This is a genomic window from Pseudomonas sp. FG98, from assembly GCF_057808595.1.
This window is the reverse complement of the sequence record NZ_JBMDIJ010000007.1, coordinates 38,233-55,494: the sequence shown is the minus strand read 5'-3', so window position 1 is coordinate 55,494 and position 17,262 is coordinate 38,233. Positions and strand designations below refer to the sequence as shown.

At 65.5% G+C, this 17,262-nt stretch carries 22 protein-coding genes; 9 read left to right on the top strand and 13 right to left on the bottom strand.

What is annotated here, in order from left to right; genetic code table 11:
* The first annotated feature begins 71 nt into the window (after window positions 1-71).
* Window positions 72-1,949, top strand: coding sequence for a TonB-dependent receptor domain-containing protein (locus ACODSK_RS07450; protein ID WP_489014965.1), 1,878 nt, complete (start codon window positions 72-74; stop codon window positions 1,947-1,949).
* Here the strand turns inward: ACODSK_RS07450 and ACODSK_RS07445 are convergent.
* From ACODSK_RS07445 to nrdR, 12 genes are all read right to left on the bottom strand, one after another.
* A complete protein-coding gene (locus tag ACODSK_RS07445; protein ID WP_489014964.1) occupies window positions 1,927-2,733 on the bottom strand; it encodes a cobalamin-binding protein in 807 nt (268 codons plus the stop codon). The two genes, ACODSK_RS07450 and ACODSK_RS07445, sit on opposite strands and share 23 nt — an antisense overlap.
* Window positions 2,733-3,152 (bottom strand): MFS transporter, encoded by a 420-nt coding sequence (locus ACODSK_RS07440; protein WP_489014962.1) that lies wholly within the window; start codon window positions 3,150-3,152, stop codon window positions 2,733-2,735. The genes ACODSK_RS07445 and ACODSK_RS07440 overlap by 1 nt, the downstream gene beginning before the upstream one ends.
* Complete coding sequence (gene ribA, locus ACODSK_RS07435) at window positions 3,149-3,766, bottom strand: GTP cyclohydrolase II (protein ID WP_489014960.1); 618 nt, start codon at window positions 3,764-3,766, stop codon at window positions 3,149-3,151. Before ribA ends, ACODSK_RS07440 begins: the two co-directional genes overlap by 4 nt.
* Window positions 3,767-3,881: 115 nt before the next feature.
* Window positions 3,882-4,616 carry a substrate-binding periplasmic protein gene (locus tag ACODSK_RS07430; RefSeq protein ID WP_489014958.1) on the bottom strand — a complete coding sequence of 245 codons (735 nt, stop codon included), beginning with the start codon at window positions 4,614-4,616 and terminating at the stop codon, window positions 3,882-3,884.
* A gap of 13 nt (window positions 4,617-4,629) precedes the next feature.
* On the bottom strand, window positions 4,630-5,133 hold the full coding sequence (locus tag ACODSK_RS07425) for a phosphatidylglycerophosphatase A family protein (RefSeq protein ID WP_489014956.1): 504 nt from the start codon (window positions 5,131-5,133) through the stop codon (window positions 4,630-4,632).
* Window positions 5,130-6,095, bottom strand: a complete 966-nt coding sequence (gene thiL, locus ACODSK_RS07420) for a thiamine-phosphate kinase (RefSeq protein WP_489014954.1) — start codon at window positions 6,093-6,095, stop codon at window positions 5,130-5,132. Before thiL ends, ACODSK_RS07425 begins: the two co-directional genes overlap by 4 nt.
* Before the next feature lie 18 nt (window positions 6,096-6,113).
* Window positions 6,114-6,614, bottom strand: a complete 501-nt coding sequence (gene nusB / locus ACODSK_RS07415; protein ID WP_489014952.1) for a transcription antitermination factor NusB — start codon at window positions 6,612-6,614, stop codon at window positions 6,114-6,116.
* Window positions 6,611-7,087: a 6,7-dimethyl-8-ribityllumazine synthase gene (ribH, locus tag ACODSK_RS07410; protein WP_009397441.1), complete on the bottom strand. Its 477-nt coding sequence runs from the start codon at window positions 7,085-7,087 to the stop codon at window positions 6,611-6,613. Before ribH ends, nusB begins: the two co-directional genes overlap by 4 nt.
* 90 nt (window positions 7,088-7,177) lie before the next feature.
* The gene (gene ribBA / locus ACODSK_RS07405; RefSeq protein ID WP_489014950.1) at window positions 7,178-8,269 is read right to left on the bottom strand and encodes a bifunctional 3,4-dihydroxy-2-butanone-4-phosphate synthase/GTP cyclohydrolase II; all 1,092 of its coding nucleotides are present in this window, start codon (window positions 8,267-8,269) and stop codon (window positions 7,178-7,180) included.
* Window positions 8,270-8,288: 19 nt separating this feature from the next.
* On the bottom strand, window positions 8,289-8,954 hold the full coding sequence (locus ACODSK_RS07400; protein ID WP_489014949.1) for a riboflavin synthase: 666 nt from the start codon (window positions 8,952-8,954) through the stop codon (window positions 8,289-8,291).
* A gap of 28 nt (window positions 8,955-8,982) precedes the next feature.
* Window positions 8,983-10,113 (bottom strand): bifunctional diaminohydroxyphosphoribosylaminopyrimidine deaminase/5-amino-6-(5-phosphoribosylamino)uracil reductase RibD, encoded by a 1,131-nt coding sequence (ribD, locus tag ACODSK_RS07395; protein ID WP_489014947.1) that lies wholly within the window; start codon window positions 10,111-10,113, stop codon window positions 8,983-8,985.
* Window positions 10,114-10,115: 2 nt separating this feature from the next.
* Window positions 10,116-10,580 (bottom strand): transcriptional regulator NrdR, encoded by a 465-nt coding sequence (gene nrdR, locus ACODSK_RS07390; protein WP_489014946.1) that lies wholly within the window; start codon window positions 10,578-10,580, stop codon window positions 10,116-10,118.
* Window positions 10,581-10,689: 109 nt separating this feature from the next.
* On the opposite strand from nrdR, the gene ACODSK_RS07385 reads away from it, so the two are divergent.
* From ACODSK_RS07385 to trxA, 3 genes are read left to right on the top strand one after another with little or no spacing between them, the layout of a single operon-like run.
* Window positions 10,690-11,139: a YbaY family lipoprotein gene (locus ACODSK_RS07385; RefSeq protein ID WP_489014945.1), complete on the top strand. Its 450-nt coding sequence runs from the start codon at window positions 10,690-10,692 to the stop codon at window positions 11,137-11,139.
* Entirely contained in the window at window positions 11,140-11,799 is a 660-nt protein-coding gene (locus ACODSK_RS07380; protein ID WP_489014944.1) for a class I SAM-dependent methyltransferase, read from the top strand. It abuts the gene before it with no gap.
* Window positions 11,800-11,830: 31 nt separating this feature from the next.
* On the top strand, window positions 11,831-12,703 hold the full coding sequence (gene trxA, locus ACODSK_RS07375) for a thioredoxin (protein ID WP_489014942.1): 873 nt from the start codon (window positions 11,831-11,833) through the stop codon (window positions 12,701-12,703).
* A gap of 106 nt (window positions 12,704-12,809) precedes the next feature.
* Here the strand turns inward: trxA and ACODSK_RS07370 are convergent, their stop codons facing one another.
* Window positions 12,810-13,157: a hypothetical protein gene (locus tag ACODSK_RS07370; RefSeq protein WP_489014941.1), complete on the bottom strand. Its 348-nt coding sequence runs from the start codon at window positions 13,155-13,157 to the stop codon at window positions 12,810-12,812.
* Window positions 13,158-13,289: 132 nt separating this feature from the next.
* Between ACODSK_RS07370 and ACODSK_RS07365 the strand changes: the two genes are divergently transcribed.
* From ACODSK_RS07365 to ACODSK_RS07345, 5 genes are all read left to right on the top strand, one after another.
* Complete coding sequence (locus tag ACODSK_RS07365; protein ID WP_489014940.1) at window positions 13,290-13,862, top strand: DUF2796 domain-containing protein; 573 nt, start codon at window positions 13,290-13,292, stop codon at window positions 13,860-13,862.
* A gap of 46 nt (window positions 13,863-13,908) precedes the next feature.
* Window positions 13,909-14,628, top strand: a complete 720-nt coding sequence (locus ACODSK_RS07360) for an ABC transporter ATP-binding protein (RefSeq protein ID WP_489014939.1) — start codon at window positions 13,909-13,911, stop codon at window positions 14,626-14,628.
* Window positions 14,628-15,893 (top strand): ABC transporter permease, encoded by a 1,266-nt coding sequence (locus ACODSK_RS07355; protein ID WP_489014937.1) that lies wholly within the window; start codon window positions 14,628-14,630, stop codon window positions 15,891-15,893. Before ACODSK_RS07360 ends, ACODSK_RS07355 begins: the two co-directional genes overlap by 1 nt.
* A gap of 11 nt (window positions 15,894-15,904) precedes the next feature.
* Window positions 15,905-16,426, top strand: a complete 522-nt coding sequence (locus tag ACODSK_RS07350) for a DUF3299 domain-containing protein (RefSeq protein WP_489014936.1) — start codon at window positions 15,905-15,907, stop codon at window positions 16,424-16,426.
* Between the two features lie 108 nt (window positions 16,427-16,534).
* Window positions 16,535-17,218, top strand: coding sequence for an OmpW/AlkL family protein (locus tag ACODSK_RS07345; protein ID WP_489014934.1), 684 nt, complete (start codon window positions 16,535-16,537; stop codon window positions 17,216-17,218).
* The last annotated feature ends 44 nt before the right edge of the window (window positions 17,219-17,262 follow it).

Sequence of the window (17,262 nt, the reverse complement as noted above, 5' to 3'; positions counted from 1 at the left end):
CCCACAAGGTTCGGCGGTGCATGCACAACCTGTGGGAGCCGGCGTTGCCGGCGATAGCAATGGAACAGTCAATGAAACTCCTCCGCCTTACCCCGATTCTTCTCACTCTCCCGACTCCTCTGCTCGCCGACCCCATCGACCGCGACAGCGCCCTGACCCTCCCCGATGTAGTGATCAGCGCCAACCGCCAGGTCGAGGACCGCAGCCAGTCCAGCGCCGCCAGCACGGTATTCACCCGCGACGATATCGAGCGCCTGCAGCCCGGCAGCGTCGAAGAACTGCTGACCCGCGTCCCGGGCGTCCAGGTGGCTCGCACCGGCGGGCGCGGCAGCCTGCCGGGGATCTTCATCCGCGGTACCAAGTCGGCCCAGAGCCTGGTGCTGGTGGACGGTCAGCGCATCGCCAATACCTCCTCCGGCGACAGCGGCCTGCAATACCTGCCCATCGAGCAGATCGAACGAGTGGAAGTGCTGCGCGGTTCGCGTTCGGCCATCTACGGCAGCGATGCCATGGGCGGGGTGATCCAGATCTTTACCCGGCGCGGCGCCGAGCAGGGCCTGCAAGCGCGCATGCGCCTGGCCGCCGGCAGCCAGCAGAACTTCGAGCGCAGCCTCGGCCTGTCCGGCGGCGATGGCCGTACCCGCTTCAGCCTCGGCGCCAGCCTGGATGAAAGCGCCGGGATCGACGATACCCGCCAGTCCTATCCCAGCGACCAGGACCACGACGCCTGGCGCAATCGCTCGCTGAGCCTGAACCTGTCGCACCAGTTGAGCGACAGCGTGGAGATCGGCGCCAACGTCCTGGACAGCCGCGGCCGCCGCGAATTCGACAACCCCTACGGGCTGTACGACATGGATAGCGGCCTGCTCCAGCCACAGGCCCCCTACACCGACTTCACCGTGAGCAGCGTCAGCACCCACGTCGCAGCGCAGCTCACCGAGCAATGGCATTCGCGGCTGGAACTGGGCCACAGCGAAAACCGCGACCGTAGCCGCGACAAGCTGAGCAACGCCGAGGATGTCTACAACACCTACCGCGACTCGCTGACCTGGCAGAACGATATCGACCTCGACGAGCACCACAGCCTGCTGCTGGGCGGCGACGCCTGGGTCGACCGCCTGCGCGCCAGCACCGATTTCAGCGAGGACAGCCGCTGGAACCGCGCGGTGTTCGTCCAGCACCGTTACCAGGGCGAGCAGTTCTCCACCGAGCTCGGCCTGCGCCGCGACCGCAACCAGCAGTTCGGCGGGCAGAACACCTGGAGCGGCAGCCTGACCCTGCCGCTGAATGCCGACAACGACCTGCTGCTGTCCTACAGCGAAGGCTTCCGCGCACCGACCTTCAACGACCTGTACTACCCCTTCGCGGCCAACCCGGACCTCAAGCCCGAGCATTCGAAGAGCTACGAAGTGCAGTGGCGCAGCCAGTTGAGCGATAGCAGTCGCCTGGAAACCTCGCTGTACCGCACCGACCTGCGCGACGCCATCGTCTTTCGCGATACCGCGCCGTACAACGTGAGCAAGGCCCGCATCATCGGTTTCGAGAGCAGCCTGAGCCAGGACTGGTGGGGCTGGCAGAGCCGTCTGGGCCTGGCCGTGATGGACCCGCGCGACCGCGACAACGGGCACACACTAGAACGCCGTGCGCGGCGCACCCTGAGCCTGGATCTGGACCGGCAGTTCGATCGCCTCGGCCTCGGCGCTTCGTGGCAGGCGGTGAGCAGCAGCTACGCCGATGCCACCAACCAGCGTCGCCTCGGCGGCTACGGCCTGCTAGGCGCCCGCGCCAGCTGGGCACTGACTCCGGAACTGCGCCTGGAACTGAAGGCCGAGAATCTGCTGGACAAGGACTACGCCCGTAGCCAGTACAACCATGATGGCCGCTACTATGGCTATCGCGAGGAAGGCCGCACCTGGCTGTTCGCGATCAACTGGACGCCGGAGCTTTAGCCAGCGCTTCGCAGAGCTTCGCGGTGGCCTCGATCATCTGCCCGCTGGGGCGTTCGAGGCCCTTGTCCGGCACTCGCAACAGCTGACCATCACGCACTGCGCTGACCTGGGACCAGGTCTTCCAGGCCTCCAGCTGTGCCTGGTCGCCCGCCAGGATCACCTGCGGATCCCGCTGCAACACGCTTTCGATACTGACCTGCGGTGCCGGCAAGGCGAGGTCATCGAACAGATTGCGCGCACCGCACACCTTCAGCGCATCGCTGATGATCTGCCCGCCGCCGACCGTGTACAGCGGCTTGTCCCAGACCTGATAGAACACCCGCAGCGGCTGCTCGCGGCGATAGCGCGTGCGCAGCTCGTCCAGCCGCGTGCGCAATTGCCCGGCGTAGCGCTGCCCGGCGTCGGCACGCCCGAGTCGTTCGCCAATAACGGCGATCTGCGTGATCAGGCTGTCGAGATCATGGGGTTCGGCGCTGACCAGTGCGATCCCCAGGCGCTCCAGTTGGGCGCGCTGGGCCGGCGGCACACTGGCGGGCCAGAGCAGGATCAGGTCGGGCTTGAGGCTGAGCAGGCGCTCCAGGTCGAGCTGGCCGTAGCGGCCTACCGAAGGTAGCTGGGCAATGGCGGCCGGCCGTTCTCCGCCATCGAGCACGCCCACCAGCAGATCGCTGGCTTGCAACTCGACGACGATTTCCGACAGTGAGGGCGCCAGGCTGACCACCCGCGGCGCCGCGGCCAAGGTGCCGGCGCAGGCCAGCAGCACCAGCAGCACGAGGGCGCGCATCAGGCCAACTGGCGAGGGATGCGGTAGAGGTAGAGGATCACCACGCTGGAGATCGCCAGGAGGATCTGCGGCACCGCCTCCAGGCCGACGAACACCGACAGCGCGGCAACCCAGGCCGGCAGGCAGGCGAACAGCATGCCGAGGCGGCGAACCCGGGCCAGCTCGATCCAGGCGGCCGGCTCGGCCTCACTGTCGAGGGCCTTGCCGGTGGCGATCAGGGCATGCTTGTACACACCGAAACGCGGCAGGGTGAGGAACATCGAAGCGACGCCGGCGATGAACATCGGCATGGCCAGGATAGGCATCAGCGGCTGCATGCCGCCGAAAGCCCAGGCGAACACCAGCAAGGGTGCCAGCGCCACCGCCAGGTATTGCCACCAGGCGAGGGTCAGGCGGCTGCGCACCTGGCTGCGGGTCACGCGCGGCCGACCTCGCCCTGGTGCTCGTTGCCCATCATGTGGCCGAGCTTGCCGGCCTTGGTGGCCAGGTAGTGCTTGTTGTGCGGGTTGTGCCCGGTGTGCAGCGGCACGCGCTCGGCGACGACGATGCCCATGTCGGTCAGTGCCTTGACCTTGCGCGGGTTGTTGGTCATCAGGCGCAGTGCGGTGACCCCCAGGTGTTCCAGCATCGGCCGGCACATGGCGTAGTCACGCTGGTCGGCGGCGAAGCCCAGGCGCTCGTTGGCCTCGACCGTGTCGGCCCCGCCATCCTGCAACTCGTATGCGCGGATCTTGTTCAGCAGGCCAATGCCACGGCCTTCCTGGCGCAGATAGAGAAGTACGCCACGCCCTTCCCGGGCAATGGCTTGCAGGGCTGCTTCGAGCTGCGAACCGCAATCGCACCGCTGGCTGAACAGGGCATCGCCCGTCAGGCATTCGGAATGCAGGCGACCCAGCACCGGCTGGCCATCGGCAACGTCGCCGAGGCTGAGCACGACGTGCTCGCGGCCGGTGGCTTCGTCGAGAAAACCGTGCATGGTGAAAGTCGCGAAAGGAGTAGGCAGCTTGGAAGCAGCAACGAAAACGACGGGCACCTTGTGCTCCTGATATGCGTGAAAATTGACGTGGGCCGATTGTAACAGCAGCTTGCCGCAGCTGCTTATGCTGAATTACTGGGGCAAAAGATCGAAAAGTTCGATGCTGACCCGCCTATTTAAAGGGTTTATCGAACGGATACGGTTGCTTCCAGCGCTCGAAAATCGGCTTCAGCGCGCCGCTCGGCACCAGCTCGTCCATGCGTTTGTCGAACAGGTCACGCAGTGCCTTGCCCTCGGGCGTGTTGCCGAATGCCAGGTACAAAGGCAGTTCTGCCACATGGGTGCTGCGGAAGTTCTGCGGATGGTCGGACTGGGCGTGAACGTAGTTCACCTCGGTCTGGGCGTCGATGTAGAAGTCGACCCGCTCGCGCTCGAGCATCGGCAGGATGCCGTCGCGGCGCTGCACTTCGCGGTAGTAGCCGACGTTCGGCAGGTAGTTCTGGTAGTCGTAGCCGCGTACCCAGGACAGGCGGAACTGGCCGATGTTTTCCGGAGTGGGCACCGGCTTGCTGATCAGCCCGAGGGCATAGATATGGTCGGAATCGAAGTTCCAGCGCGGGTAGAGGTTGTCGGAAAGTTCCTCATGGTAGGAGCCGACCCAGGCATCCGCCTCGCCGCGTTTGACCAGGCCGATGGCACGGGTGTAAGGCGCGCTGAGCACGCGGACCTTGACCCCCGCCGGCTCGAACACCTTGCGCAGCACATCCCAGCCGACACCGGTACCGTCGGCATTGGTGTAGTCCTGCCAGGCCTCGCTGGCCAGACGTACCTCCGCCGGCAGCCCTTCGGCCCGCGCGACTCCCAGCATCCCGGCCAGCATGGCTAGCAACAACAGCCATTTGCGCATTACGCGACTCCCTTTAGATCAGACTCCACACCAGCACTTGCATGGCCAGCCAGGCGAAGACCCCGGCCAGCACATCATCGAGCATGATGCCTACCCCGCCATGCACATGCCGGTCGACCCAGCGGATCGGCCACGGCTTGAGGATGTCGAAGAAGCGGAACATGAGGAAACCGGCCAGCAGCCACAGCCAGCCTTCCGGCACCAGCCAGAGGGTGATCCACATGCCAACCATTTCATCCCAGACGATGCCTTCGTGGTCATGCACCTTGAGATCGTCGGCGACCTTGCCGCACAGCCAGAAGCCGAACAGCATGGTCAGGCCGAGCATCAGCCAGTAGCCCCAGTCGGGCAGCATCTGCCACAACGGCACGAATGGCAGCGCCACCAGCGAACCCCAGGTGCCCGGGGCCTTGGGCAGGGTGCCGGAGCCGAAGCCGAAGGCGAGGAAATGCCAGGGGTTGCGCCAGACCGAAGGCGGAACGTTTTCCGCTGGCACCTGGTTCGGGTGGTCGGTCACGGTGTCTCCCTAAAGTGTTGATACCCGCGTACGGCGGGGGTGATATCGCGGCCTTGCCCATCGTGCAGGCTGACGCCGCTGCCGGCTTCGACCCGCCCCACCACGTACACCGGCCAGCCCTCGGCGAGCAGTCCGTCCAGTTCGGCGGGCGGCAGGGTGAAGGCAATCACGTAGTCGTCACCACCGGTCAGCGCCGCCTGCCGGGCACCATCGAGACCGAGGAACCCGATCAGTGCCGCGCCCAGCGGCACGCGTTCCAGCTCCAGGCGCAGGGCTACTGCGGAAGCCCGGGCGATATGCCCGCAGTCGGCCAGCAGACCATCGGAAATATCCAGCGCCGCCGTAGCCTTGCCGCGCAGGGCCTGGCCCAGCGCGATCTGCGGCGGCGGTGACCAGAAATGAGACAGCAGCGGCGCGGCCAGGGTTGCATCGGCCTGACGCTCGCCCAGCACCAGCGGCAAGGCGCCGGCAGCATTGCCCAGCTCGGCGCCGACGCAGAGCAGGTCACCGACCTGCGCGCCGCTGCGGGTCAGCGCCTGGCCGACGGGCACGCGACCGAACACGGTCATGGTCAGGCTCAAGGGGCCGCGGGTGGTGTCGCCGCCGATCAGGCTCAGGCCACACTGGCGGGCCATCTGGCTCAGGCCGCGGGCGTAGTCGCGCAGCCAGTCCGGGTCGGTATCGGCCAGGGTCAGGGCAAGGGTGAAGGCAAGGGGGGTGGCGCCCATGGCGGCCAGGTCGCTGGCCGCTACCGCCAGCGAACGCTGGCCGAGCAGGAAAGGATCGCTGACGGCGGGGAAGTGCACCCCGGCCACCAGCGTGTCGGTGGAGATCGCCAGCTGTTCGCCAGGCATCGGCGCCAGCAATGCGCAATCGTCACCGATGCCAAGGGCAATGCCTTCGCCGCCCTGCGCACAAGGCGCGGCGGCGAAGAACTGGCGGATCAGCTCGAACTCACCCATGGACAGGCAGCGCCGGAATCAGCGCTTGAAGGCCTTCACTTCGGCTTCGCGAAGCACGGGTGCGAGCTTGTCGAGAACGCCGTTGACGAACTTGTGGCCATCGGTGGAACCGAAGACCTTGGCCAGCTCGATGCCCTCGTTGATCACCACGCGGTACGGCACGTCCTGGCGCATCAGCAGTTCCCAGCCCGACAGGCGCAGCACGGACAGCTCGACCGGGTCGAGCTCTTCCAGGGCCATATCCAGGCAAGGCTTGAGGGCGTTGTCGATTTCGTTCTTCTTCGCCGGGACCCCGTGGAGGATCTCGCGGAAGTAGGCGCCATCGATGTCGCTGAAATCGTTGTCGACCCGGAACTGCGCTTCGATCTCGTTCAGCGAATGCTGAGCCATGTGCCACTGGTACAGGGCCTGGGTCGCGAGCTTGCGGGCTTCGCGACGCTTGGCGCTTTTCGATGGCTTGCCCGCATCGGCGGGTTTTGGATCGCGCGGGTTGAAACGATCGCTTTCGTCGCTAATCACTTGGCCTCCAGCTGCGCCAGCAGACTGACCATTTCCAGAGCGGACAGCGCGGCTTCGGCGCCCTTGTTGCCGGCCTTGGTGCCGGAACGCTCGATGGCCTGCTCGATGGAATCGACGGTCAGGACACCGAAGGCGACAGGAATACCGAACTCCATGGACACCTGGGCCAGGCCCTTGGTGCATTCGCCCGCAACGTATTCGAAGTGTGGAGTACCGCCACGGATCACGGCGCCCAGGGCGATGATCGCGGAGTATTCACCCTGTTGGGCGACCTTCTGCGTGACCAGCGGGATTTCGAACGCGCCAGGTGCACGGATGATGGTGATGTCGCTTTCGCTCACGCCATGACGAACCAGGGCGTCAACGGCACCGCTCACCAGGCTTTCGACGACGAAGCTGTTGAAGCGGCCAACCACCAAAGCGTAGCGACCTTTGGGGGCAATGAAGGTACCTTCGATGGTCTTCAGGGACATTGCGGGATTCTCATCTTAAAGAGCCAGGCCGCAAGAACGCGGCCTGTGGGAGTTTTGGTCACGAATGGGCAACGGTCAAACACCGTCGGGTCATTCAGAGGGCACGTATTCTACAACTTCCAGATCGAATCCGGATATCGCGTTGAACTTCATCGGCGAACTCATCAGGCGCATCTTGCGCACACCGAGGTCACGAAGTATCTGCGAACCGGCACCGACGGTGCTGTAGGTGGTCGGCGCCTTGGTCGGCGCATCGCCCGCGCTTTCGCGGATATGCGCCAGCAGCACGTCGCCGTCCAGCGGGTGACCGAGCAGCAGCACCACGCCGCTGCCGGCCTCGGCCACGGCGGCCATGGCCGCACGCAGGCTCCAGCGGCCCGGCTGCTTGACCAGCAGCAGGTCGCGCAGCGGGTCCATGTTGTGCACGCGGACCAGGGTCGGCTCTTCGGCGCAGATCTTGCCCAGGGTCAGGGCCATGTGCACGTCGCCTTCCACCGCATCACGGTAGGTGACCAGGTTGAAGCTGCCCAGCTCGCTCTCGATCGGCTGCTCGGAAATGCGCTGGATAGTGCGCTCGTGGATCATGCGGTAGTGGATCAGGTCGGCGATGGTGCCGATCTTCAGGCCGTGCTCGGCGGCGAACACTTCCAGTTCCGGACGGCGGGACATGGTGCCGTCGTCGTTCATCACTTCGCAGATCACCCCGCTCGGCTCGAAACCGGCCATGCGCGCCAGGTCGCAGGCGGCCTCGGTGTGGCCGGCGCGGGCCAGGGTGCCGCCAGGCTGGGCCATCAGCGGGAAGATGTGGCCGGGGCTGACGATGTCTTCGGCCTTGGCGTCCTTGGCCGCGGCAGCCTGCACGGTGCGCGCGCGGTCGGCGGCGGAGATGCCGGTGGTGACGCCTTCGGCAGCCTCGATCGACACGGTGAACTTGGTGCCGAAGCCGGAACCGTTGCGCGGTGCCATCAGCGGCAACTTCAGGGTCTCGCAGCGCTCGCGGGTCATCGGCATGCAGATCAGGCCGCGGGCGTGCTTGGCCATGAAGTTGATGTGCTCGGGCAGGCAGCACTCGGCTGCCATGATGATGTCGCCTTCGTTCTCGCGGTCTTCGTCATCCATCAGGATGACCATTTTGCCCTGGCGGATGTCTTCGACCAGTTCTTCGATGGTGTTGAGCGCCACGCGGCACCCCCTTCTCAATTCAGGATTTCAGGTAGCCGTTGGCGGCCAGGAAGCTTTCGGTGATACCGCTGCCTTTGCTCGGCTCGGCGGCTTTGTCGCCCAGGAGCAGGCGCTCCAGGTAGCGGGCGAGCAGGTCGACCTCAAGGTTGATCCGGCGACCGGGACGGTAGTCGGCCATGATGGTTTCGGCCAGGGTGTGCGGGACGATGGTCAGCTCGAACTCGGCGCCATCGACTTCATTGACCGTCAGGCTGGTGCCGTCGACGGTGATCGAGCCCTTGTGGGCGATGTACTTGGCCAGCTCCTTGGGTGCGCGGACGCGGAACTGGATGGCGCGGGCGTTATCGGTGCGCGAGACGATCTCGCCGACACCGTCGACGTGACCGCTGACCAGGTGACCGCCGAGGCGGGTGGTCGGGGTCAGGGCCTTTTCCAGGTTGACCCGGCTGCCGGCCTTGAGGTCGTCGAAGGCGGTGCAGTCGAGGGTTTCGCGGCTGACGTCGGCCCAGAAGCCGTCGCCCGGCAGCTCGACCGCGGTGAGGCAGACGCCGTTGACCGCGATGCTGTCGCCCAGTTTGACGTCGCCCAGATCGAGCTTGCCGGTTTCGACATAGACGCGCACGTCACCGCCTTTCGGGGTGATGTTACGGATGCTGCCGATGGATTCGATGATGCCGGTGAACATGGGATGCTCCTCGCGAACAGACCGCGAATTATACGCCTGGGGCGGGCGCGGGGATGGCAATGACTCGCCAGTCATCGCCAACGGCGCGCATTTCGATGATTTTCAGGGCTGGTGCCTCGCTCATCCGGGCCAGCGGCCAGTCGAGCAGCGGGCGGGCGGCAGAGCCGAGGAACTTGCCAGCGATGAACAGCTGGTATTCGTCGACCAGTCCTTGCTGGGCGAAGGCGCCGGCAAGACCGGGACCGGCCTCCACCAGCACTTCGTTGATATCGCGTCGGGCCAGCTCGACCAGCAACTGGCGCAGATCGACCTGGCCATTCTCGCCCGGCACGCGCAGCAGTTGATGGCCGGCGGCGTCGTAGCGCGGGTCGTCCTCGGCGGCGGTCACCACCAGCGCCGGGCCGGCCTGGAAGAACGGCGCATCCAGTGGCAGACGCAGGCGGCCGTCGATCAGCACGCGGAGCGGCGGGCGACCCAGGGCCAACGTGGTCGTCTCGGCGTCCAGGCCCAGCTCCGCACCACGCACGGTCATCCGCGCGTTGTCGGCGATCACGCTGGCGGCGCTGGTCAGTACCACGCTGGAGCGGGCGCGCAGGCGCTGCACGGCGGAGCGCGCGGCGGGGCCGGTGATCCACTGGCTTTCGCCGCTGGCCATGGCGGTACGTCCGTCGAGGCTCATGGCCAGCTTGACCCGCACGAACGGCAGGCCGTGTTCCATACGCTTGAGGAAACCGGGATTGAGCGCCCGGGCCTCGGCTTCGAGCACGCCGCTGGCGACTTCGATACCAGCGTCATTTAGCCGCTTGAGACCATTGCCGGCCACTTGCGGATTGGGATCCTGCATCGCCGCGACCACCCGCGCTACCCCGGCCTTCACCAGCGCTTCGGCGCAAGGCGGCGTGCGTCCGTGATGGCTGCAAGGCTCCAGGGTGACGTAGGCACAGGCGCCACGGGCCAGTTCGCCGGCCTCGCGCAGGGCATGCACCTCGGCATGGGGTTCGCCGGCACGGATATGCCAGCCTTCGCCGACGATGCGCCCGTCACGGACAATGACGCAGCCCACCCGCGGGTTCGGGTGGGTCGAATACAGGCCCTTGCGCGCCAGTTCCAGGGCGCGGGCCATGTAGTGGGCGTCGAGCACGGCGCGTTCTGTGGACATGTTCACTCTTCGGAAGGCTCGCGGGCCAGGCGGTCGATTTCTTCGCGGAATTCGTCGAGGTCCTGGAAGCGCCGGTAGACGGAGGCGAAACGGATGTAGGCGACTTCATCGAGCTTGCGCAGCTCGTTCATCACCAGCTCGCCGACCACCAGCGACTTGACCTCGCGCTCGCCCTTGGCCCGCAGCTTGTGCTTGATATGGGCCAGTGCGGCTTCCAGGCGCTCGACGCTGACCGGGCGCTTTTCCAGCGCACGCTGCATGCCGGCACGCAGTTTGTCTTCGTCGAAGGGCTGGCGGGTGCCGTCCTGCTTGATCAGGCGCGGCAGCACCAGCTCGGCTGTTTCGAAGGTGGTGAAACGCTCGCCGCAGGCCACGCATTCGCGACGGCGGCGCACTTGCTCGCCCTCGGCGACCAGTCGCGAGTCGATGACTTTGGTGTCGTTGGCACCGCAGAAGGGACAGTGCATGGTGGCAGGCAACAAAAAAAGGGAGGGCCATGGTAGCGCATCCGACTGGCAAGACAAGCCAAAGGGGTTACCATCCAGTGAGGAAATACGCCCCCTAAGGAATTTATCCATGTCGTTTCGAGCGCTCGCCGTGCTCGGTTTCGCCACCCTGCTGGCCGCCTGCAGCAGCGAAACCCCCAAGCCCGTACCGCCGCAGCCCCCGGCCAAACCGGTGGCCAAGCATGTCCATGTGCCGACGCCGCTGCCCGCCTACCAGCGTGAGCTGAGCGGCAGCTTCACCAATATTCCCCGTGGTGCGGAAGTCGAGGTCGCCCTGCTGGTGATCGACGAGCGCGGCCGGCCGCAGCGCCTGCTGGCCAGCGACACCTACGACGGCACCGGCCAGGCCCTGCCATTCCAGTTGCGCTTCAATCCCGAGGTATTCCCGGCCGGTGGCCGGGTCGAGCTGCGCGCTCGCGCCAGCCAGTCCGGGCAACTGATCCTGCACCTCAAGCCGGTCAGCGTAACCCGCGCCGATACCCAGGCCTTCGGCGCGCTGCAACTGGACAAGGCGCCGTAGATGGCACCACTGGAATTGCAGGCGGCCCTGAGCGAGCTGCTGGGGGACGCGCGGCTGGTGGTCAGCGAATTGCCGGAGTGCGAGCTGAAGCTGTGGCTGATCGACGCCGACAACATGGACCGCGCCTTCAGCCCCGAGGAAACCCGGCGCATCCTTGAAGAGCCACCGTACTGGAGCTTCTGCTGGGCCAGCGGCCTGGCCATGGCGCGTTATCTGGCCGAGCGGCCTGAGTGGGTCGCGGGCAAGCGAGTGCTGGATTTCGGCGCCGGTTCCGGCATCGCCGGGATCGCGGCGGCGAAAGCCGGGGCGCTGGAAGTGGTGGCCTGCGATCTCGATCCGCTGGCGCTCGGAGCCAGCCGGGCCAACGCGGCGCTGAATGGCGTGGAGCTGAATTACTCCAGCGATTTCTTCGCCGAAGACGACCGTTTCGACCTGATCCTGGTGGCCGATGTGCTCTACGACCGCGCCAACCTGCCCCTGCTCGACCAGTTCCTCAGCCGTGGCCGCCAGGCGCTGGTCGCCGACTCGCGGGTCCGTGACTTCCGTCACCCACTGTACCGCCAGCTCGACACCCTGCACGCCCTGACCCTGCCGGACCTGGCCGAACCCCACGAGTTTCGCCAGGTGAGCCTGTACCACGCCAGTCGCGCGGCCTTATAGTGGCGCCATTCATGCGTTCGCGAGAGTCGAGATGAGTCAGGAATCGCCGTACATATTCGATACCACCGTCGCCAACTTCGATCAGGTGGTGATCGCCAACTCGCACCACAAGCCGGTGCTGGTGGACTTCTGGGCCGACTGGTGCGCGCCGTGCAAGGCGCTGATGCCGATGCTGGCGAAGATCACCGAGGAGTACCAGGGCGAGCTGCTGCTGGCCAAGGTCAACTGCGACATCGAGCAGGACATCGTCGCCCGCTTCGGCATCCGCAGCCTGCCGACCGTGGTGCTGTTCAAGGACGGCCAGCCGGTGGACGGTTTCGCCGGTGCCCAGCCGGAATCGGCGGTGCGCGCCATGCTCGAACCCCATGTGCAAATGCCGCCACCGCCTGCGGCCGATCCGCTGGAGCTGGCCCAGGCGCTGTTCAATGACGGCCGCTACAGCGAGGCGGAAGCCACCCTCAAGGCGCTGCTCGGCGAAGACAACACCAATGCCGGGGCACTGATCCTGTATGCCCGCTGCCTGGCCGAGCGCGGCGAACTGGTGGAAGCGCAGACCGTGCTGGATGCGGTGAAAAGCGACGAACACAAGGCTGCACTGGCCGGCGCCAAGGCCCAGTTGACCTTCCTGCGTCAGGCCAAGGACCTGCCGGAAGTGGCCGATCTGAAAACCCGCCTGGCGCAGAATGCCGAGGATGATGAAGCCGCTTATCAGCTGACCATCCAGCAGTTGTCGCGCCAGCAGTACGAGGCGGCGCTGGAAGGCTTGTTGAAGCTGTTCAAGCGCAATCGCGGTTATGAGGGCGGCTTGCCGCACAAGACCCTGCTGCAGGTGTTCGAGCTGCTGGGCAATGACCATCCGCTGGTGGGCACCTACCGTCGCAAGTTGTTCGCTGCCTTGTATTGAGTCAGCACCGGCCTCATCGCTGGCAACGCCAGCTCCCACAAGGTCTGCGGCGTACACAGGACCCTGTGGGAGCTGGCGTTGCCAGCGATGAGGCCCTGAAGAGCGCCTAACCGATCCAGTGATACACCGGCGCATCCGCCCCGCTTTCCACCTTCACCTCACTGCTGTGGCGCAGCCGCACCAGCAGCCGTTTGCCCGCCGCCGTACTCCCCGCCAATCCTTCCAGCAAGCCCAGCAGCTCCGGCCCGTCCAGTTGCCCGGCATTACGCAGCAGATCGCGCGCCGCCAGCCATTGTGAATCGTCCGCCCGCGGCTGAGCAGCCACAGGTGCCGCAGCACTGGTCGTCGTCGCCCCCTGCTCCATCAGCCGCCCGGCCAGACTGGCCAGCTCCTGCGGCTCCAGATCGATGGTCAAATCCACCGGCCATTCGCCGATGTGTCCGCGAATTCGCATGTTTCCACTCTCAAGAATTCCAGGGCGTTCATGCTCCCACGCTAGATGAAACTCGCCAAGGGACGCTGGCAAGCACACTTTACTTTGTTATAACATTTCAAAATCTTTCCAAGCCCGCTCCGGAGTTCCGCCATGCGTCGCCTGTTGCTTGCCTTGCCCTTCGCCCTGCTGCCCCTCGCCGCCATGGCCCACGACGATCACGACCATGATCACGACCATCAACATGGCAGCCTCGGCGCCCACGAACATGGCGTCGCCCACATCAACGCGGTACTCGACGGCAATACCCTGGAGCTGGAACTGGAAAGCCCGGCGATGAACCTGGTGGGTTTCGAGCATGCGGCCCAGAGCGATGCCGACAAAGCCAAGGTCGCCGCCGTACGCGCGCAGCTCGAACAACCCTTGAAGCTGTTCGGCCTGACCGCCGCCGCCAATTGCAAGGAAAGCGACCAGGAACTGGAAAGCCCGCTGTTCGGCGATGCGCCGAGCAAGGACGAGGATGGCGACGAGCACGAGCACGGCCATAGCGACATTCACGCCCACTACCGCTTCGAATGCGCCAAGCCCGATCAACTGGCGACCCTGGACCTGACCCCGCTGTTCAAGACCTACCCTTCGACCCAGAAGATCCAGGTCCAGTTGATCGGCCCGAACGGCCAGAAAGGTGTCGAGGCTACGCCGGCGAAAGCTACGATCAACTTCTAAGTCCTCTTTACCAGTGAAGCGCCCGGGGTAACCCGGGCGTCGATTTATGAGCCAGGCACTGATTGAACTGACCGACCTGGGCTTTGCCTGGCCGGGCCACCCGCCCCTGCTGGACATCCCGACACTGCGCCTCGAAGCCGGCGAATCGCTGTTCCTCAAGGGGCCCAGTGGCAGCGGCAAGACCACCCTGCTGGGCCTGCTCGGCGGCGTGCAGAAAGCCGACCGCGGCAGTATCCGCCTGCTCGGCCAGGAGCTTGGCGAACTGAGCCAGAGCGCCCGCGACCGTTTCCGCGTCGACCACACCGGCTACATTTTCCAGCAGTTCAACCTGCTGCCGTTTCTCTCGGTCCGGGAAAACGTCGAGCTGCCCTGCCGCTTTTCCAAAACCCGCGCCGAACGCGCTGCGCAACGCCACGGCACAGTCGCCGAAGCCGCCACTGTGCTGCTGGCGCACCTCGGCCTGAAGGACCCCGACCTGCTGGTGCGCCGCGCCGACAGCCTGTCCATCGGCCAGCAGCAACGGGTCGCCGCCGCCCGCGCGCTGATCGGCCAGCCGGAGCTGGTGATCGCCGACGAGCCGACCTCGGCCCTCGACGCCGACACCCGCGAAGCCTTTATCCGCCTGCTGTTCAGCGAATGCCGCGACGCCGGCTCCAGCCTGCTGTTCGTCAGCCATGACCAGAGCCTGGCACCGTTGTTCGACCGCCAGCTGTCCCTTGCCGAACTCAACCGCGCGGCCCGCTCCGCCAGCGAACCGGAGGCCTGATGTACCTGCTCCGCCTTGCCCTGGCCAGCCTGGCCAACCGCCGTTTCACCGCCTTCCTCACCGCCTTCGCCATCGCCCTGTCGGTGTGCCTGCTGCTGGCCGTGGAACGGGTCCGCACCGAAGCGCGCGCCAGCTTCGCCAGTACCATCAGCGGCACCGACCTGATCGTCGGCGCCCGCTCCGGCTCGGTGAACCTGCTGCTGTACTCGGTGTTCCGCATCGGCAACGCCACCAACAACATCCGCTGGGACAGCTTCGAGCACTACGCCAATGACAAGCGGGTGAAGTGGGCGATTCCGATTTCCCTCGGCGACTCGCACCGCGGCTACCGGGTGATGGGCACCACCCAGGCCTACTTCGAGCATTACCAGTACGGTCGTCGGCAGAGCCTGGAACTGAGCCAGGGCCGGCCGTTCGCCAGTGATCCGTTCGAAGTGGTGCTGGGCGCCGAAGTGGCTGAAGCACTGCACTACAAGCTCGGCGACAAGCTGGTGCTGGCCCACGGCGTCGCCGCCATCAGCCTGGTCAAGCACGACGACAAGCCGTTCACCGTGGTCGGCGTGCTCAAGCGCACCGGCACCCCGGTGGACCGCACCCTGCACATCAGCCTGGGCGGCATGGAGGCGATCCACATCGACTGGCACAACGGCGTGCCGGCCCGTGGCGCCGGGCGCATCAGCGCCGACGAGGCACGCAACATGGACCTGACGCCCCAGGCGATCACCGCCTTCATGCTCGGCCTGAACAGCAAGGTGGCGACCTTCTCCCTGCAGCGGGAGATCAACGAATTCCGTGGCGAGCCATTGCTGGCGATCCTGCCCGGCGTGGCCCTGCAGGAGCTGTGGAGCCTGATGGGCACGGCGGAGCAGGCACTGTTCGTGATCTCGCTGTTCGTGGTGCTGACCGGACTGATCGGCATGCTCACGGCGATCCTCACCAGCCTCAACGAACGCCGCCGGGAGATGGCCATCCTGCGTTCGGTGGGCGCACGCCCCTGGCATGTCGGCGGCTTGCTGGTGCTGGAGGCCTCCGCCCTGGCCCTGTCCGGCATCGTTGCCGGCCTTGGCCTGTTGTATCTGGGGATCGCCGTGGCCCAGGGTTACGTGCAGGCCAACTATGGGTTATACCTGCCGCTGGCCTTGCCCAGCGCCCATGAGTGGACGCTATTGGCGATCATCCTCGGCGCGGCGGTGCTGATGGGCAGCATCCCGGCCTGGCGGGCCTATCGACAGTCGTTGGCCGATGGCCTGTCCATTCATCTGTGAGTATCCGTGCAATGCGTCGTGCCCTGCTGTTGCTGTTGTTCCTCGCCATGCCCGCCTGGGCAGGCGAGCCGCGAGCCCTGGAATGGCCGCAACTGATCCCGCCCGGCGCGCCTGTGATCGAGCCGCAAATGACGCCGATGCACAACCTCTCCGACCTCTCCAACCTGGGTGACGCCCTGGCCGCCGAAGCGGCGCCAGCGGCGCACCAGCAGGTACCGAACGCCCCGGTGGTCAAGGAGCTGGACGGCCAGCAGGTGAAGCTGCCGGGTTATATCGTGCCGCTGGAAGTGAACGAGGACGGCCGCACCACCGAGTTCCTCCTGGTGCCTTACTACGGCGCCTGCATCCACGTGCCGCCACCGCCGTCGAACCAGATCGTGCATGTAGTCAGTGAAATCGGCATCAAGGTCGAGGAGTTGTACCAGCCGTACTGGATCGAAGGGCCGATGCGTGTCCAGTCGTCGTCCAGCGAGCTGGCCGAGGCCGGTTATCAGATGGAAGCCGAGAAAATCTACGCCTACGAACTACAATGAATGGCCGCGCCGAGGTGCCTTCGCTTTCATTGAGCTGAATCAAAATCCGCCCCGTGGCAGCTCCTTAACATGGGAACCATCGAATCCTAATGTCCCCTCGGAGCTTCCATGAACAAGTCCTTGCTCGGCGCCTCGCTGATCGCCCTCGCCCTTGCAGCGCCTGCCGCCCATGCCCACCAGGCCGGTGATTTCATCGTCCGTGCCGGTGCTGCGACCGTCGATCCGCACGAAGACAGCGGCAATCTGAAACTCGACGGCGCCAAGGTCAGCGGCACCAAGGCTACCGTGGACAGCGATACCCAGTTGGGCCTGGCGTTTGCCTACATGGTCACCGACCACGTCGGCATCGAGTTGCTGGCGGCCACGCCATTCCAGCACCAGGTGAATGTGAAAGGCCTTGGCCCGGCCCTGGACGGCAAGCTGGCCGACATCAAACACCTGCCGCCAACCCTGTCGGTCCAGTACTACCCGATGGATGCCGGCTCCAAGTTCCAGCCTTATGCCGGTATCGGTATCAACTACACCCTGTTCTTCAACGAAGACCTGACCAGCCAGCGCAAGGCCGAAGGTTTCAGCAACATGAAGATGAAGAACTCGGTCGGCCTGGCCGGCCAGTTGGGTATGGACTACATGCTCACCGACAACCTGCTGTTCAACGCCTCGGTCTGGTACGTCGATATCAACACCGAAGCCAAGATCGATGGCCCGAGCGCTCTGGGCGTCGGCCAGACCAAGGTCGATGTGGATATCGATCCATGGGTCTACATGGTCGGTATCGGCTACAAGTTCTAAACAAAAAAAGGGCCGCGCAAGCGGCCCTTTTTTGTGGAGTCCTT

Bases quoted from the DNA above. Each gene is read 5' to 3' on its own strand.
- ACODSK_RS07450 (WP_489014965.1), top strand. From the start codon at position 72: ATGAAACTCCTCCGCCTTACCCCGATTCTTCTCACTCTCCCGACTCCT.
- ACODSK_RS07445 (WP_489014964.1), bottom strand. From the start codon at position 2,733: ATGCGCGCCCTCGTGCTGCTGGTGCTGCTGGCCTGCGCCGGCACCTTG.
- ACODSK_RS07430 (WP_489014958.1), bottom strand. From the start codon at position 4,616: ATGCGCAAATGGCTGTTGTTGCTAGCCATGCTGGCCGGGATGCTGGGA.
- thiL (WP_489014954.1), bottom strand. From the start codon at position 6,095: ATGGGTGAGTTCGAGCTGATCCGCCAGTTCTTCGCCGCCGCGCCTTGT.
- ribH (WP_009397441.1), bottom strand. From the start codon at position 7,087: ATGTCCCTGAAGACCATCGAAGGTACCTTCATTGCCCCCAAAGGTCGC.
- ACODSK_RS07400 (WP_489014949.1), bottom strand. From the start codon at position 8,954: ATGTTCACCGGCATCATCGAATCCATCGGCAGCATCCGTAACATCACC.
- ribD (WP_489014947.1), bottom strand. From the start codon at position 10,113: ATGTCCACAGAACGCGCCGTGCTCGACGCCCACTACATGGCCCGCGCC.
- nrdR (WP_489014946.1), bottom strand. From the start codon at position 10,580: ATGCACTGTCCCTTCTGCGGTGCCAACGACACCAAAGTCATCGACTCG.
- ACODSK_RS07385 (WP_489014945.1), top strand. From the start codon at position 10,690: ATGTCGTTTCGAGCGCTCGCCGTGCTCGGTTTCGCCACCCTGCTGGCC.
- ACODSK_RS07380 (WP_489014944.1), top strand. From the start codon at position 11,140: ATGGCACCACTGGAATTGCAGGCGGCCCTGAGCGAGCTGCTGGGGGAC.
- trxA (WP_489014942.1), top strand. From the start codon at position 11,831: ATGAGTCAGGAATCGCCGTACATATTCGATACCACCGTCGCCAACTTC.
- ACODSK_RS07370 (WP_489014941.1), bottom strand. From the start codon at position 13,157: ATGCGAATTCGCGGACACATCGGCGAATGGCCGGTGGATTTGACCATC.
- ACODSK_RS07365 (WP_489014940.1), top strand. From the start codon at position 13,290: ATGCGTCGCCTGTTGCTTGCCTTGCCCTTCGCCCTGCTGCCCCTCGCC.
- ACODSK_RS07360 (WP_489014939.1), top strand. From the start codon at position 13,909: ATGAGCCAGGCACTGATTGAACTGACCGACCTGGGCTTTGCCTGGCCG.
- ACODSK_RS07355 (WP_489014937.1), top strand. From the start codon at position 14,628: ATGTACCTGCTCCGCCTTGCCCTGGCCAGCCTGGCCAACCGCCGTTTC.
- ACODSK_RS07350 (WP_489014936.1), top strand. From the start codon at position 15,905: ATGCGTCGTGCCCTGCTGTTGCTGTTGTTCCTCGCCATGCCCGCCTGG.
- ACODSK_RS07345 (WP_489014934.1), top strand. From the start codon at position 16,535: ATGAACAAGTCCTTGCTCGGCGCCTCGCTGATCGCCCTCGCCCTTGCA.